Raw genomic sequence first — 15,546 nt, forward strand, 5'->3', positions numbered from 1 at the left:
GGGCGGCTCCCCCTCATGTCTCACCCCCCCTCCTGCCAGACTTCCCCCCGGACGGATGTTCCGGACGCCGACACGTCTCCGGGCATGGATCCGGAAGTGGTGGGCCGCCGCTACCGCATCCTCGACCTGCTGGGGCGCGGCGGCGCGGGCACGGTGTGGCGCGCGCAGGACGGCCTGTCCGGGCCGGTGGCCCTCAAGCGGCTGCACAAGACGGTGGCGGACCTGGCGCGGCGCCCCGGCCGTGGCACCCCTTCCGCCTTCGCCACGCAGGGCATGGCGCTGTCGCTGGCCCACGAGTTCCAGACGCTGGTGTCGCTGCGCCACCCGCACGTCATCCGCGTGCTGGACTACGGCTTCGACGCGGAGAGCCGGCCCTACCTGGCCATGGACCTGCTGGAGGACGCGCGCACGCTGGTGGAGGCCGGCACGGACGCGCCGCTGACGACGCAGGTGGACCTGCTCATCCAGACGCTCCAGGCGCTCGCGTACCTGCACCGGCGCGGCATCATCCACCGCGACCTCAAGCCCGGGAACGTGCTGGTGGTGCGCGGGCAGGTGAAGGTGCTGGACTTCGGCCTGGCCGTGGGCCGCGACCAGCAGGGCCGCCGCGCGCAGCCCGCGGGCACCCCGGGCTACCTGGCCCCGGAGCTCTTCGAGGATCAGCCCCCGTCCGAGCGGACCGACCTCTTCGGCTTCGGCGCCATGGCATGCCAGATGTTCTTCGGCCGGCTGCCGCACGCGGGCCAGGTGTTCGCGACGCCGGGCTTTCCGCCCGCGCTCAAGGCCGTGCTGGAGCAGCTGGTGGCGCCGGAGGCCCACCGCCGGCCGCGCGACGCGGAGGCCGTCATCGCCGCGCTGTGCGCCGCCGTGGGCCAGCCCCCGCCCGCCGAGTCCGCCGCCACGCGCGAGAGCTTCCTCCAGTCCGCGCGCTTCGTGGGCCGCGTGGCGGAGCGCGAACACCTGACGGACGTGCTGGACATGGCGCTCGCGGGGCAGGGCGGCGCGTGGCTCATTGGCGGGGAGAGCGGCGTGGGCAAGTCGCGCCTCCTGGAGGAGGTGCGCTCGCTGGCGCTGGTGCGCGGCGCGGTGGTGCTGCGCGGCCAGGCGGTGGACACCGGCGGCGTGCCGTACCAGGAGTGGCGCGCGGTGCTGCGCTGGCTGCCCATGCTCACGGAGCTCTCCGATCGCGAGGCGCGCGTGCTCCGGCCGCTGGTGCCGGACCTGGATGCGCTGCTGGGCCGCGACGTGCCGGCCGCGCCGGAGCTGGACGCGGACATGGCGCAGCTGCGCCTGCACCAGACGGTGGAGGACCTCTTCGCCCGCCTGCCGCAGCCCACCGTGGTCATCCTGGAGGACCTGCATCAGGCGCACGCTGAATCCCTCCAGCTCCTCGCGCAGCTCGCGGCGAGGGCGCCGGGCCTGCCGCTGCTGCTGTTCGCGAGCTTCCGCGACGACGAGTCCCCGCAGCTGCCGGAGCGCCTGCCCGGCACCCGCATGCTGCGGCTGCACCGGCTGAACGCGGAGGAGATCGCCCAGCTGGGTGAGTCCATGCTGGGCGCCGTCGGCCGCCGGCCCGACGTGGCGGAGCTCTTGCGCCGCGAGTCGGAGGGCAACCCCTTCCTGCTGGTGGAGGTGGTGCGCGCGCTGGCGGAGGACGCGGGCGGACTGGACCGGCTGGGCGCCGTCGCGCTGCCCCAGCGCGTGTGGGCGGGCGGCATGCGCGCGCTGGTGCAGCGCCGCTTGGAGAAGGTGCCCCGGGAGGCGCGTGGGCTGCTGGACGTGGCGGCGCTGCTCGGCCGGGAGCTGGACCTGGCGGTGCTGGAGCGGGCCGCTCCCAGCGTGGACGTGGAGGCGTGGCTCACCGACTGCGCGGCGGCGGCGGTGCTGGACGTGGGCGACGGCCGCTGGCGCTTCGCGCACGACAAGCTGCGGGAGCGGCTCTTGGAGGACCTGGTCCCGGCGGCCCGGCCCGAGCTCCACCGGCGCGCGGCGGAGGCGCTGGAGGCGGCGCACCCCACGGGGTACGCCTCGGCGTTGTCGTACCACTGGGGCCAGGCCCGGGACGTGGCCCGCGAGGCGCACCACTCGCGGATCGCGGGCGAGGAGGCGCTGGCGGTGGGCGCGTGCCGCGAAGCACTGCCGCTGCTCACGCGGGCGCTGACGGTCGCTCCCGGATCCACTCCGCTGGAGCAGGGCCGCGCGGAGGCATTGCTGGCGGAGGCCCATTTCCAACTGGGTGACCTGGAGGCCTTCCGCGTGCACGCGGAGGCGGCGCTCGCGCGCTTCGGCTGGCGCGTGCCCACGTCGCGCGTGGCGTGGGTGCTGGGCACGCTGGGGCAGGTGCTGTCGCGGCTGGCGCAGAGTGCCCGGCCGGACGCGTACGTGGATGACTCCACCCGGCGGCGCGAGGCGCGGCGGGTGGCGGGCCGGCTGCTCATGCGGCTCACCGACGCGTTCATCTACGCGCAGGAAGCGCTGCCGGTGCTCTGGAGCGGCCTGCGCATGCTCAACCTGTGCGAGCCCGCGGGGCCCACGCCGGAGCTGGCGCGCGGCTACACGGTGATGGCGGTGGTGGCGGGCACGGTGCCGGTGCACCGCGTGGCGGACGCGTGGGTGAAGCGGGCGCAGGAGGTGGCGGAGCGCGTGGGCCGCCCCGCGGACCTGGCCTACGTGCTCAACCGCAACGCGGTGTGCGCGGTGTACCAGGCGCGCTGGCAGGACGTGGAGGCGTGGCTCGCTCGGGCGACGGCCATCGTGGACTCGGTGGGGGACCTGCGGCTGGCGGAGGAGTGCCGCGCGCTGCTCACCGTGTCCGCCATGTACCGGGGCCAGTTCGCGCGGGGCCTGCCGCTGATGGACTGGCTGGAGGCGTCCGCGTTGCGCCGGGGTTCCGCGCAGACACAGCACTGGGCCCAGCATTATCGAGCCCACATGCTGCTGCGGCTGGGCGAGCACGCGCGGGCCCGCGTGGCGCTGGAGCCGGCGCTCGCGTGGACGGAGGCGCATGGCGGTGCCACCGACCGCATCATCGTGGACGGCACGCTGGCGCTGCTGTGCCTGCGCGAGGGCGATACGGCGGGCGCGCGCGCGGCGGCGGAGAAGGCGCTGGTGCGGCTGTCGGCGGGCAAGCCGGTGGCGCACTTCGTCTACTTCGGCGCGACGGCGGTGGCGGAGGTGCTGCTCACGCTGCTGGCGCGCGAGACGCCCGGGCCCGGCCTGCAGGCGCTCACGCACAGCGCGCGGTCCGCGCTCCGGGAGGTGGAGCGCTTCGCGAAGGTGTTCCCCTTCGGCGAACCGGCCGCGTGGCTGTGGCGCGGCTGCGAGGCGTGGCTCGCGGGCAAGCACCGCAAGGCCTTCCGCGCGTGGACGCGCTGCATCGCGGAGTCCGACACGCGGGGGATGCCCTACGAAGCGGCGCGCGCGCGGCTGGAGTGGGCGCGGCACCTGCCTCCGGAGGAGCCGGAGCGCGCGGAGCTGCTGCGGCGGGCCGCGGAGGACTTCACCCGGCTGGGGGCGCGCGAGGACCTGGCGCGGACGCTGGCCGAACAGGGGACGGCAGGGTGACGAAGCGATGATGCGAGTGCAGGACGTGGCGCTGCTGGCGTGCCCGGATTGCCGGGGCCAGCTGGTGTGGCACGGGCAGAACGAGGACGACCGGCTGGACGAGGGGCGGCTGCGCTGTGGCGGCTGCGGCGAGACGTGGGAGGTGGAGGACGGGCTCGCCCGGCTGTACCGCGAGGACCGCGTGCAGGGCACGGACCGCCTGATGCGCCACTTCTACGACGGGCTGCCCGCGTTGCATGATCCGCTGACGGCCGTGCTGACGCCGCTGTTCCAGTCCGTCTCCGAGTCGCGGATGCGCGACGGGTACATGCGAAGGCTGGAGCTGGGCGCGCTGAAGCCGCGCGACGACGGACAGCCCGTGCGCGTGCTGGAGGTGGGCGTGGGCGCGGGCGCGAACCTGCCGCGCATCCGGGGCTCGCTGCCGCCGGGCCTCCCCGTGGAGGTGTGGGGCCTGGACCTGAGCACCGGCATGCTGGCGCAGTGCGAGAAGCGGCTGCGGAAGGGCCGGGGGGTGAAGGACACGCGGCTGCTGGTGGCGGACGCGCACGCGCTCCCGTTCCGGGACGCGATGTTCGACCGCGTCTTCCACGTCGGCGGGATTGGCGGCTTCCGCCAGCCCGCGGTGGCCCTGCGGGAGATGGCGCGCGTGGCGCGTCCCGGTACTCCGCTGGTGGTGGTGGATGAGCAGCTGGACGCGGGCTTCCGCCCGTCGCTGTTCCAGCGCGCCGCGTTCCGCGCCCTCACGTTCTACACGCGCGAGGCGAAGAGCCCCCGCGCGCTGCTGCCGCAGGACGCCGAAGGTGTCATCGAGGAACAGGTGTCACCGTTCTACTACTGCCTCACGTTCCGCGTTCCGGCGGCCGTCACGGGTTGAGCAGCAGGTCCAGCAGGCGCAGGGTCATGCCGCCCGTGAAGTCGATGGTGGCGCCGTTGAACCAGGCGGCGTCGTCCCCCACGAGCACGGTGACGAAGCGGGCCACCTCGTCCAGCGTGCCCATGCGCCCCGCGGGGTTCATGGCCGCGTGGCGCGCCTCCAGTTGGGCCAGCGCCTCGGGTGAGTAGACGTGGCGCAGCGCGGGCGTCATCACCGTGCCGAACTTGAGCAGGTTCACGCGGTGGCCCTTCGGGCCCAGCTCGATGGCCAGGTGGCGCACGTACATCTCCAGCGCGGCCTTGGCGGCGCTGATGAGGCCGGTGTTGCCCAGGTGCGTTTCATCCAGCGGGTTCTGAAGGCCCAGGAGGCGCGCGTCCGGGGCCAGCAGGTCGCGTTGAACCAGCGCCTGCGTCCAGTACACGAACGAGTGCGCCATGCAGTCGAACGTGCGCTGGATGCGGCGCGGGTGCAGCCGGTCCGGGCCTTCGGTGAGGAAGTGCCCGACGGACGCGCCCGCGATGGCGTGCACGAACAGCTTCACGCTGCGAGGGCCCGCGCGCTGGAGCAACGCGTCCGCGCCGGCCTCCGCGGCTTCGGGCGTGGACGCATCCGCCTGCCGCAGGTGCACGTCCCGGCCCAGGTCGCGCACGCGGGCCTCCAGCTCGCGGGCGGTGTCCGGGTAACGGCCCCGGTGCACGCCGAAGACGTTCAGGCCCGGCTTGCGCGCGACGGCCTCCGCGATGGCCGCGCCCGTGCCCGAGGAGGCACCGAGGATGAGCGCCCACGCCGGGGGAGCACCCTCCGATGCGGCTGGAGGAGATCCGCCTGCTGCTGATGACACGTGCATGGTGGTCCAATCATAGGAAGCCCCGCGCGGGAGGGCTTGGAAGACGGAGGGGGTCCTCGACGGAAAGGGGGACGGAGTGGAAGGATCCGCCCATGCCCTCAGTGAAACTCCTCTTCGCGTGGCGGGTGCTGCCCGTCCTCGCACTGCTCGTGGCGTGTGCCCATGGCTCCTCGGACGAAACGACGTCGGAGGCCGAACAGCTCTCCACGCTGTACCAGCGCACCTGCGGTGGGAGGACCGCGCAAGCGTGCTTCGAGCAGGCCGAGCGCCTCCGCGTGGGCGACGGCGTCACGAAGGACGAGGCGCGCGCGGCGACGCTCCACGAGCTGAGCTGCAACGGCGATGAGCGGCGGGCGTGCGTGGCGCTGGGCGTGCTGAAGGAGGAGGGCCGGGGCGTCGCGAAGGACGAGGCCGAGGCGGCGAGGCTGTACGCGCGAGGCTGTGAGCAGGGCCTGCCGGAGGGCTGTGGACACCTGGCGCTGCTGTACGGCGAGGGCCGGGGCGTGGCGAAGGACCTCGCGCAGGCGGTGCGCTTCTACGAGCGTGGCTGCGCGGGGGATGACGGGCTGTCGTGCAACAACCTGGGCGTGCTGAAGCTGATGGGCGGCTTCGGCGTCGCGCAGGACGTGGCGGCGGGGATGGGGATGCTGGTGCAGGCGTGCAACCGGAACGTCGGGGTCGCCTGTCTCACGGTGGCGCGCGAGTTCGACCAGGGCGTGCGCACGCGCAAGGACGCGCGGCTCGCGTCCAGCTACTTCCGCACGGCGTGCGGCATGGGGGAGAAGGAGGCGTGCGCTGCCACGAGCGCGGCGGTGGCGGCGAAGCCGGAGCCGACTCCGGCCGTCACGCCGGAGGAGGGCGCGAAGCTGGAGAAGATCCGCGCCATGTGTGAGACGGGCGTGGGCCTGGGCATGGCGTGCTACGTGATGGGCGCCGCGTACGAGAAGGGCGCGAGCGTGGCGGTGAACCCCGGCCGCGCCACGATGTACTACCAGCGCGCGTGCGACCACGACGTGCCGGAGGCGTGCGGCGACGTGCGGCGCATGCTGGGGCTCACGGCGGACGGCGCGAAGACCGAAGGGCCGAAGCAGTCCGTGCTGGAGTCGCTCCAGCTGGACATGACGAAGGTCGCTCCGGAGAAGCCGAAGCAGTCCGTGCTGGAGTCGCTGCGACTGGATGCGGGCAAGGTCGCCGCGAACGCGAAGCCCACGGCCAACGCGAAGCCCGCGCCGCGAGCGTCCGTCGATCGCTGGAGAGACGAGTGTCAGGACGGAAAGGGCGAGGGGGATGCGTGCGCCCGGCTCGGGGAGGTGCTGTTGGAAGGGAGCGCCGGGCTCCAGGTGGACGTGAAGAAGGGAATGCAGCTGCTGGAGGACGCATGCCTGAAACGCACGGCCTCCGCCTGCGCGCTGCTCGGAGCCTTGATGGTCTCCGGTAACGAAGCCCTGAAGGTCGCGCCGGCGCCCCTCGTGGGGCTCGTCTTCCTGGAGACGGGGTGCGAAGCGCGCGACGGCGGCAGAGCCTGCGACCTGTTGGGTCGAGCCCGGCTCGACACCACCCGCCAGTACGCGAGCGTGGGGAAGGGCGTGCAAGCCTGGCGTAACGGATGCTTCACCCACGAGGACATGAACAGCTGCGTCCTGCTCCTCGTTATCACGAAGAAGCTCGCCGACTCGGGTCCAGAGGCGGTGAGCTCGGACGCGCGACGCAGCATCCCCAGCATCCAGGCCCAGGCCTGCAAGACGCGGGTCAAGGACGAATGCACGGCGCTGGGACTGCCCATGCCGAAGGATGTCGTGCGCGTCCGCCACCTGAAGGAGGCATGCGATGCGGGAGATCCAGATGCCTGCGGCGAGCTGGCCCAGGCGTACCAGCAAGGACGGGAGATCGACTGGGACCGGGCGGAGGAAATCCCCGTGGCGGAGCAGGGCTGCGACGGTGGCAGCGGGGCAGCCTGCGTGCAGCTGGCGAAGTACTACAGGGGCGTCCGTGGAGGCGCCCCCCTCAACCTGGAAGCGATGCTCGCGCGTGCCGGGCAGGCGTGCTCGCTGAAGGACTCCACCGGCTGCAGCCTGAAGGCACGGTACCTCGAGGAGTTCGGGAAGCTGACCGCGGATGCTCCCCAGGTCCGGGAGGCCCGGTACCTGGCCTGTCTCTACCTGCCCGAGTCCAGGCGCAGTGGGCCGTGCGCGAAGTGAGCGCTCCGGCGCGTCATCCGTGCTGGAGCTGAAGCGCCGCGGTCACCAGCGCGGCGTTGTCCGCCGCGCGCTGTCCGTCCGGAAGCACGAGCGTGTCCTCCAGCCCGATGCGCGCGTCGAAGCCGTGGCGCCGCGCCCATCCGAGCACGGCCCACGCGCCACCCTCGGAGCCGTGCACCAGCAGGGGAAGCTCCAGGCCCGTGGCGCGCAGCAGGTCCACCAGCGTCCGCGCCTCCTGACACGCCGCTTCCGGCTGGGACGACTGTGTCTCCACCAGGATGCGCAGGCACTCCGCCGCGCGCGGCCACGCCATGAGCCGTGACACGTCCTCCGGGAACCACACGCCCGCCTCCACGCCGATGCCCGCGTCGAGCAGCGCGTCCGCGATGGACTCCCAGCCGGGCTCGGACAGGTTGACGGAGGCGAAGTCGGGCCGGGTGTTCGCGGGCAGCGCCTTCCAGCTGGCGACCCGCGCGTGGCGGGCCGTCACGTCCGGGAGGATCCACGCGCCGGTGCTGACACCCACCGGCACACCCGGACAGGCGTGACGGATGTCGGACACCGCCACTCCGATGTCCGCCGCGTCCAGCGACTCGCCTCCGTGCGCCGCTCGCGGATGCACGTGGGACGCGCCCGCTCCCGCGGCGTGACAGGCGGCGGCGTCCCTCGCGAGTGCTCCGGGGGTGACGGGCAGCCGGGGATGATCCGTGGGCGCGCGGGCGCCGTTGAGACACACCTTGAGCAACATGCGCGCAATGAAGCCACGGATGACACATGGCTCACGTGCTTCATGAAGTTGCTCCGTCCGCTGGTGGAAATCTCCCTGCACGGAGGGCGGGGTGGGTTGTTCCCGGGTCCATGAGCGTCTACCGATGAAGGACGCATCCCCGCGCCGTGGAGAAGGAGCTTCCCGTCGTGCGTCCTCCGGAGAAGGTCGTGTTCGGCCATACCGTGGAAGGCCTGCTGACGGTCCTGGAAGGGCATCTGGAGGGCCCGCTCCGGGCGAAGTTGAAGGACGTGGGGCTGGACCTGGACCAGAAGCTGGAGCCCGCCTACCCCAAGGAGCAGTGGCACCAGATGCTGCTCCTGGCCGCGGAGGCGCTCTTCCCCAGCCACTCCCCCGCGCAGGCGCACTGGCACCTGGGCCAGCGCTTCGTCACCGCCTATTTCGCCACCAACATGGGCCGTGCGCTGAAGGGCGTGTTGAAGCTGCTGGGCCCGGCGCGCACGCTGGAGCGCACCGCGCGCAACATGGCCTCCGGCAGCAACTTCCTGCGCGTCGACGTGGAGCGCCTGGCCGCCACCGACTACCGGCTGAAGGTGAGCCATGGGGGCGTCCACCCGGAGTTCATCGGGGCCCTGTGTCACTTCGGGACGCTGACCACCGGCGTGAAGGGGCTCACCACCGTGGTGGAGGCCCACGAGGGGGTCTCCGCCACGTACCGGCTGCGGTGGTAGCGGGCCGTGCTCAGCCGTGGGCGATGACGAACTCCTGGTCTCCCACGCGCACCTGGAGCGTGCGCTGCACGCCCGAACCCAGCTTCCACCGCAAGGAGAGCTGGTCCAGCCACGCCACGAACGCGGCGACGCGGAAGTCGTCGCAGAGCAGATCATCCAGGGCCGTGAAGACCTGCTGCACCACGGAGGTCGCGTCGTTCTCCGCGATGACGGTCTCCAGATGGATGGCCTTGTTCAACGCGCTGAGCTTGTCGAGCACGTCCTTCCAGAACGCGTACACCTTCCCGTACGGCCGGCTCCCGATGTCGCCTCCGTAGCGCGACGCCTGCACGAGCACGTCCGAGAACGTGCCCGTGGCGCCGCTCTGCTCCCAGTGCGACGCGACGTGGCCGTCCGCGCCCGCCTGGGTCTTCAGGTGGTACGCCACGGTCGCCCTCGCCTTGTCGAGCGTCCAGTCCTTCGCCCCGTCCTTGAGGTACGCGTCCCAGAGCGGAGTGTAGAGCTCCTCGCGGCGCTGGAAGCTCGTGCGCACGGGCTGGCTGGCCCGGGGCATTGCTCGCGCCAGGCCCCGCGCGAAGGCGTTGCGTTCGAAGACGGGCTCGCTGCCCAGCCGCGTCAGCAGCCTCCGGAAGCTGGCGCTGTCCACCCGCAGCTCCAGCCGCGTGGTGGTCTTCGTGCCGGCGGGGGCCGCGCGGAAGAGCCGCTCCACCAGCGCCGGTGCGTCCTCCGGACGGACCGCGCCCCAGACGGTGGCGGCATCCACCGCGCTTTGGATCAGGTCCTTGGTGAGCCCGTCCTCCACCTGGCTCTGCGCGAAGAGGGAGTAGTCGAACTCGTCCGCGCTGGGCGTGAGGCTGAAGCGCGGCATCTGGGCGTTGAAGTCGAGCCCCCAGCGGGAGGTCTTCCCGTAGAGCACGCCCGAACTCGAGTAGCTCCGAGCCCCCAGGAAGGCGTAGCGGCGCGGGCCCTGGCGGTGGTCGCGGGACGCGTGCTGGACCACGGACTTGAGCTTCCGCCGGTCCTCCTGCGTGGCGAAGTTGAAGTCGCGCCAGCCCAGGCCCAGGCCCCAGACGCGCTGCGACTCCACGGACTTCATGTGGAAGTAGCGCCGCAGCCACGCGTCCTGCACCCGGTGCTGGATGGAGGCCAGGTCGCCGGAGACGAACGCACCGTGCGCGCCCGCCAGCTCCTGCACGGGCACCTCCAGCTCCAGCAGGGTCGCGTCCTCGGTGCTCCGCGCGTACTCGTATTCGAAGCCGGCCTTGAGCGCCCCGCTCACCACGCTCTCGACGAAGTCCTTCAGCTCTTCATACGCGGCCTTCACCGACGCGAGCGTGGGCTCCACCGGCTTGAGGAAGCCCAGTTGTTTCAGCAGCGCGGCGGCGACCTGGAGGAGCGCGGGCGTGAGCGAGCCATGCTCCAGGCCCTCGACGACCTTCAAGGCGTCCTGCACCTTCGCGTCCACGGCGCCCAGGATGGAGGCGAGCAGCGGCGACGAGTACCCCAGCGAGACGCCCGCGGACACGTGGACCGCCGCGGCGTCCGAGGTGGCCTTGCGGACCGACACGCGGAACGGTCCGCCGTCCTTCGGCCTCGAGAAGACGATGCGGAACTCGTCCTGGAGCGACACCGTGCCGCCGATGGACGCGCCCACCTCCGCCTTCAGCTCGAACACCAGCTGTCCGGCCAGCCGCTTCGCGAGCGCCGCCACCAGGGACGTGCTGATGGCGGACCAGGACACCTTCACCCCGGCCTTCAGCTCCACGCGCGTCTGGAACGACAGGGCGTCACCGGGCTGGAGCGCCTGCACCTCCTCCAGCACGAAGGGCAGGCGCAGGGACTTCGCGTCCGAACCCAGCGCGGACTCCAGCGTCTTCGTCGCGGCGTGGTGCCGGTAGTCCGCCACCTTCACCTGGAGCGAGCCTCCGCCGCTCAGCTCGACGAAGGGGAAGTTCCCCTGGCCGTTGGCCTCCGCGCTGAGCTCCGCCGCGTACTTCAGCCAGCACGCGACCCCGTCCGGTGAGAAGAGCGGCTCCACCGAGGAGCCGTCCAGCTCCTTTGGGGGCACGCCGATGATGCCGTACGCGTCCTGGTCGTCGCGGTCGTTGAAGAGCTCGACGGGGACCTTGAGCGTGCCCGTCAGGGACACCTGGCCTCCCTGGATGGGGATGGCCTTGTTGCCGTTCAGCTCCGCGTGGCCCAGCGCCTGCTCGTGCGCTGCGTTACCCAGCGCGAGCTTCAGCGTGTTCACCGCGGGAATCTGGATGCTCCAGCTCATGCGCTCCCCCGAAACGTGAAAGGCCCCTGTCCCATGGACAGGTGAGCAATCATTGCCGTGAGGGCTGGCGGGACACGTCTGACGCCGGGGAGGTGTGACTGTCTGGGTGTGAAATCGTCATCACCCTGGGGATGTAGGGGTTGTTCACAAGTCGGTATCCGGTCTAACCAGGGGCACCCAGCCGCGGCATCCCCCGAGCCGCGCCGGAGGAGCCCCTCGTGTCGAACCCCTCGGAGATCGTTTTCGGCCATACGGTCGAAGGCCTGCTGTTGGCCCTGAAGGGCCGCCTGGATGGTCCGCTGCGCGCGAAGCTCAAGGACGCAGGGCTGGACCTGGACCGGAAGCTGGAGCCCGCCTATCCGAACGCCATCTGGCAGCGCGTGTTGCAGATCAGCGCGACGGAGCTGTTCCCGGGCGTGTCCATGAACGAGGCGCAGTGGCAGCTGGGCGAGCGCTTCGTGTCGGGCTACTTCGAGACGAACATGGGCCGCGCGCTCCAGACCGTGCTGAAGCTCCTGGGGCCCGCGCGCGCCCTGGAGCGCACGTCGCGCAACCTGGCCTCCGGCAGCAACTTCCTGCACGTGGACGTGGAGCGGGTGGCGGACACGGACTACCGCATCAAGGTGAGCGAGGGCGGGACCTATCCGGAGTTCATCGGCTCCATCTGCCACCACGCGACGCTGACCACCGGCGTGAAGGGGCTCACCACCGTGGTCGAGGCCCGCCAGGGCCGCGCCGCCACCTACCGCGTCCGCTGGTAGCCGCGCGCCGCGTCCAGCAGCCCCTGCACCGCGCCCGTCACCTCGCGGTGCACCGTCCGCAGCGCCTCCCGGTCTCCCACTTCGAACCCCGGGGCCAGATGGGTCGTCAGCGGCTCACCTACCCATTGGGTCATCTTCACGGGGAAGGGCAGGGACAGCGGCCACACGCCCGTGGCGCCCACGCCCAGCCATAGCGGCAGCCTTCCTGGCATGCCCACGCGCTTGCCCCATGCGTAGCCGTCGTTCAGGCCCAGGTACGCGTCGTCCATGCCGTGGCCCGCGATGGGGACGATGGGCAGCCCGTAGCGCACGGCCAGCCGCAGGTAGCCCAGCCGCTCTCCCCAGTCCACGCGGTAGCGGTGCCGGAAGTCGCGGCAGCCCTCGCGCGTGCCTCCTGGTTGCACCAGCACGTGCTCGCCCTTCGCCACCGCTTGCGCCAGCAGCGGCCCATCACCCGTGACGAAGCCCAGCCCGTCCGCCACCTGCCGCATGCCCGGGATGCGGTCGAACGCGCCGTGCGCGATGCCGTGGGGCAGGTAGCCCAGGTGGTCGTGCAGCGTCACCGTCAGCATGCAGAGGTCCACCGCCAGGGGCCGCCCGTGGTAGCCCACCAGCAGCTTCGCTCCGGGGCGCAACAGCGGCTCCAGGTTCACCACCTCGTAGCGGTGGTAGCGCTGGAGCAGGCGGAACGCCGTCAGCCACGCGGCCCGCGCCGCCACCGCCGTCTTCGTCACCCGGCCACCCGGTACAGCACCGCGCCGTGCGCCACGCCCGCGCCCACGCCCACCATCAACACCCGGTCCCCCGGCTTCACCGGCCGCGTGCGCCACAGCCAGTCCAACCCCGTGCCCAACGACGCGGAGCCCACGCTGCCCACCGTGTCCACCACCGTCACGCTCTTGTCCTCCGGCACCTCCAGCGCCTGGAGGATGGCCGCCAGCATGCTCCCGTTCGGCTGATGCGTGAGCACCCACTCCACGTCCGCCACCGTCAGCCCCGCGCGCTGGAGCACCGCCGACGCCGCGCGCGTCAGTGCCCCCAGCGCCACGCGCGTCATGTCGCGCGCCGGTGTGAGGAAGCGCATGCCTTCGCGCTGGCCCGTCTGGTGCGGGTTCTCCAGGACGACGTCCGGCGGCAGCGTGCCGTCGTTTCCGAACGCGGCCCCCAGCACGCCCTCGCCGGGCCGCGCCGCTCCCAGCACCACCGCCGCCGCCGCGTCGCCCAGCACCAGGTAGGGGCGTGGATCCTCCGGCCGCGTGGTGCGCGACAGCAGCTCCACGGACACCACGCCCACCGGCCCCAGCCCCGTCGCCACCGAACGCGCCGCCAGGTCGAACGCGCTCAGGAAGCCCATGCACGCGTTGGTCACGTCCATCGCGTCGCACGTCCCGGACAGCCCCAGCGCCGCCGCCACCCGGCTGCCATTGGCCGGCGTGGTGACGTCCCCGCCCATGGATGACACGAAGAGGATCCGTTGGAGCGCCGTCGCCGGAAGCCCCGCCGCCTCCAGCGCGCCCCGCAGGGCCTGGGCTCCCAGGTCCGCCGCGCGCGTCCCCTCCGGAGCGAAGTGCCGCGTGCGGATGCCCGTCTTCCGCTCCACCTCCGCGGCGTCGCGGCCCACGCGCGCGCAGACCTCCGCGGTCGTCACCGGAGGGCCCGGCAGCACGCTCGCCGTGCCGAGGATGCGGACCGGAATCACGCGGCCCTCCTGCCGCCGGACGGACTCCTGCGCCCGCGCAGCGACTCCCACGCCTGCTTGAGCTCCAGCAGCTTCTGCTCCAGGCCCATGTCGCGCGCGGCCTCGTCCAGCACCTCGTCCACGTGCGTGAAGCGCATGGACCCCATCAGCGGATGGTCGCGCGTGCCCACGTCGTATCGCAGGTCTCCGCGCGAGGACTCCAGGTCGCCGCTGCGGTGCAGCAGCAACACGCCGCTGGCCAGCAGGTCCTTCGCTCGCGCCACCGGGTTGAGCGCGGAGAGGAACAGCCCCACCGCTCCGGGCAACAGCGGACGCGCGGCGTGGTGGTGGCCCGCCGGGAAGATGTTGCTGGAGAAGACCAGGTCCGCGCCCGCGTTGAGCAGCACGTCCACCGGCACCATGCTGGTGAAGGCCCCGTCCACGTAGCGCGCGGGCGGCTGGAGCGTGGGCGCCCAGACGCCCGGCGCGGAGCCGCTCGCGCGCACCGCCAGCGCCAGCGGTCCCTTCTCCAGCACCACGCAGCGGCCCGTGGTCAGGTCCGTCGTCACCGGCAGGAAGCCCACCGGCAGCTCCTCCAGCGCCAGGTCCCCCAGGTCGCCGCGCACCAGCCACTCCATGGCCTGGGTGGTGACCACGGACGACAGCGCCGCGGCGGACAGGTGCCCGCCCTTGGCGCGGTGCTGGAGCCGGCGCAGGCCATCCAATCCCTCACGGCCATCGCGCGCCGTGCCGCAGTAGTACGCGCCCACCAGCGAACCCATGCTCGCGCCGCTGAGGAAGTCCACCGGCACGTCCAGCGCGGCCAGCCTCCGCAGGAGATGCACATGGTAGAAGCCCCACACGCCGCCGCCGCTGAGCGCCAACCCCACGCGCCGGCCGGTGATGGCGCGCGCCCACCGCGACAGCGCGTCCCGCGTCCCCGCATCCAGGCCCAGCGCCACCAGCGGCCGGGTGTCCCCGGGCCGCACCAGCAGCCGCTCCCAGTCCAGCCGCAGCCGGCACCCGGGCGGTGGCGCTTCCTCGTCCCACCCGTCCTCGTCCGGCAGCGAGCGCCCGAGCAACGTCGGGCTGCCCTGCGGACGCCACGGTGACAGCAGCACCGTGGGCAGCACCGGTGCTCCCGGCGTTCCCACGCCATCCGCTTCGCCTCCGCGCGGCAGCAGCACCACCTCGCGAGGTGTCAGGCCCTCCGGCACCGGCACGCCATCCACCAGCACGCAGTCGAAGTCCTCACCCTCGGCGAGCAACGGCGAGCGCGGGCCCACCGTGCGGCGGAACACGCCGTCCGCGCCGCGCACCGTGCTCTCCGAGCGCTTCTTCCCCGCGCGCACGAGCAGCACCCGGTCCCCGAAGTCGTGGACCATCACCTTCGCCACCAGCTCCACCAGCAGGGACAGCACCGGGGGCGGAAGCTCCAGCCCCTGCGTCCGGAACGTCACCACGTCCGCGCGCGACGTGATGCCTCCATGACGAGGCACCGCGGCCACCGACTCCAGCTCCGCGCGGGGAAGGAAGAGGGCGTGCGACGACGCGGATCCGGCCGTCACCGTGACGGGCCACGTGCCGCGCGCGAGCGCCTCCACGCCCAGCGACATGCCCGAGCGCAGGTGCAGGAGCACCGTCCCTCCCGCCGTGACCCGCCATTCGCCCGAGCGCAAGAGGTAGACGCCGTCGACGGGCTCACCTTCGCGGCAGATGCCCTCGCCCGGCCGGGGCTCCACCGGCCGGGCCCTTTCCAACAGACGGAGCAGGACAGACGCACGTGTGTGGCGCAGCGCCGGGGCTTGCTTCAACGTGTACAGCCACCGACGCCGCTCATCGACAGTCAGGGGAAAAGCCATGCGTCGCCCAAGGATAACCAGGACGC

General features: G+C 72.5%; 11 protein-coding genes. 5 read left to right on the top strand and 6 right to left on the bottom strand.

What is annotated here, in order from left to right:
• Positions 1-84 precede the first annotated feature (84 nt).
• Positions 85-3,564: a serine/threonine-protein kinase gene (locus D7X32_RS08450; RefSeq protein WP_244238909.1), complete on the top strand. Its 3,480-nt coding sequence runs from the start codon at positions 85-87 to the stop codon at positions 3,562-3,564.
• A gap of 7 nt (positions 3,565-3,571) precedes the next feature.
• Positions 3,572-4,438 carry a methyltransferase domain-containing protein gene (locus D7X32_RS08455; RefSeq protein ID WP_171447758.1) on the top strand — a complete coding sequence of 289 codons (867 nt, stop codon included), beginning with the start codon at positions 3,572-3,574 and terminating at the stop codon, positions 4,436-4,438.
• On the opposite strand, the gene D7X32_RS08460 is transcribed toward D7X32_RS08455, so the two are convergent.
• A complete protein-coding gene (locus D7X32_RS08460) occupies positions 4,428-5,285 on the bottom strand; it encodes an SDR family NAD(P)-dependent oxidoreductase (protein WP_216618120.1) in 858 nt (285 codons plus the stop codon). The two genes, D7X32_RS08455 and D7X32_RS08460, sit on opposite strands and share 11 nt — an antisense overlap.
• Positions 5,286-5,377: 92 nt before the next feature.
• Here D7X32_RS08460 and D7X32_RS08465 point away from each other — a divergent pair, with 92 nt between their 5' ends.
• Positions 5,378-7,483, top strand: a complete 2,106-nt coding sequence (locus tag D7X32_RS08465; RefSeq protein ID WP_158625633.1) for a tetratricopeptide repeat protein — start codon at positions 5,378-5,380, stop codon at positions 7,481-7,483.
• Between the two features lie 13 nt (positions 7,484-7,496).
• Here the strand turns inward: D7X32_RS08465 and D7X32_RS08470 are convergent, their stop codons facing one another.
• On the bottom strand, positions 7,497-8,231 hold the full coding sequence (locus tag D7X32_RS08470) for a 3-keto-5-aminohexanoate cleavage protein (protein ID WP_120601995.1): 735 nt from the start codon (positions 8,229-8,231) through the stop codon (positions 7,497-7,499).
• A 146-nt stretch (positions 8,232-8,377) separates the two neighbouring features.
• Between D7X32_RS08470 and D7X32_RS08475 the strand changes: the two genes are divergently transcribed.
• On the top strand, positions 8,378-8,941 hold the full coding sequence (locus tag D7X32_RS08475) for a DUF2378 family protein (RefSeq protein ID WP_244238910.1): 564 nt from the start codon (positions 8,378-8,380) through the stop codon (positions 8,939-8,941).
• Positions 8,942-8,951: 10 nt separating this feature from the next.
• Here the strand turns inward: D7X32_RS08475 and D7X32_RS08480 are convergent, their stop codons facing one another.
• Positions 8,952-11,219, bottom strand: a complete 2,268-nt coding sequence (locus tag D7X32_RS08480; RefSeq protein WP_120601996.1) for a hypothetical protein — start codon at positions 11,217-11,219, stop codon at positions 8,952-8,954.
• 218 nt (positions 11,220-11,437) lie between these two features.
• Between D7X32_RS08480 and D7X32_RS08485 the strand changes: the two genes are divergently transcribed.
• Positions 11,438-11,980: a DUF2378 family protein gene (locus tag D7X32_RS08485; RefSeq protein WP_120601997.1), complete on the top strand. Its 543-nt coding sequence runs from the start codon at positions 11,438-11,440 to the stop codon at positions 11,978-11,980.
• Here the strand turns inward: D7X32_RS08485 and D7X32_RS08490 are convergent.
• From D7X32_RS08490 to D7X32_RS47480, 3 genes are read right to left on the bottom strand one after another with little or no spacing between them, the layout of a single operon-like run.
• The gene (locus D7X32_RS08490; protein ID WP_120601998.1) at positions 11,962-12,714 is read right to left on the bottom strand and encodes a lysophospholipid acyltransferase family protein; all 753 of its coding nucleotides are present in this window, start codon (positions 12,712-12,714) and stop codon (positions 11,962-11,964) included. The two genes, D7X32_RS08485 and D7X32_RS08490, sit on opposite strands and share 19 nt — an antisense overlap.
• Positions 12,711-13,679 (bottom strand): 3-oxoacyl-ACP synthase III family protein, encoded by a 969-nt coding sequence (locus D7X32_RS08495; protein WP_120602027.1) that lies wholly within the window; start codon positions 13,677-13,679, stop codon positions 12,711-12,713. The genes D7X32_RS08490 and D7X32_RS08495 overlap by 4 nt, the downstream gene beginning before the upstream one ends.
• Positions 13,676-15,520: a cyclic nucleotide-binding and patatin-like phospholipase domain-containing protein gene (locus tag D7X32_RS47480; RefSeq protein ID WP_120601999.1), complete on the bottom strand. Its 1,845-nt coding sequence runs from the start codon at positions 15,518-15,520 to the stop codon at positions 13,676-13,678. The genes D7X32_RS08495 and D7X32_RS47480 overlap by 4 nt, the downstream gene beginning before the upstream one ends.
• Positions 15,521-15,546: the final 26 nt, after the last annotated feature.

Origin of the sequence: Corallococcus carmarthensis (genome assembly GCF_003611695.1) — a bacterium.
Classification (GTDB): Bacteria; Myxococcota; Myxococcia; order Myxococcales; family Myxococcaceae; genus Corallococcus; species Corallococcus carmarthensis.

Excerpts from the sequence above, each read along its gene's own strand:
- D7X32_RS08450 (WP_244238909.1), top strand. The coding sequence starts at position 85 with ATGGATCCGGAAGTGGTGGGCCGCCGCTACCGCATCCTCGACCTGCTG.
- D7X32_RS08455 (WP_171447758.1), top strand. The coding sequence starts at position 3,572 with ATGATGCGAGTGCAGGACGTGGCGCTGCTGGCGTGCCCGGATTGCCGG.
- D7X32_RS08460 (WP_216618120.1), bottom strand. The coding sequence starts at position 5,285 with ATGCACGTGTCATCAGCAGCAGGCGGATCTCCTCCAGCCGCATCGGAG.
- D7X32_RS08465 (WP_158625633.1), top strand. The coding sequence starts at position 5,378 with ATGCCCTCAGTGAAACTCCTCTTCGCGTGGCGGGTGCTGCCCGTCCTC.
- D7X32_RS08470 (WP_120601995.1), bottom strand. The coding sequence starts at position 8,231 with ATGTTGCTCAAGGTGTGTCTCAACGGCGCCCGCGCGCCCACGGATCAT.
- D7X32_RS08480 (WP_120601996.1), bottom strand. The coding sequence starts at position 11,219 with ATGAGCTGGAGCATCCAGATTCCCGCGGTGAACACGCTGAAGCTCGCG.
- D7X32_RS47480 (WP_120601999.1), bottom strand. The coding sequence starts at position 15,520 with ATGGCTTTTCCCCTGACTGTCGATGAGCGGCGTCGGTGGCTGTACACG.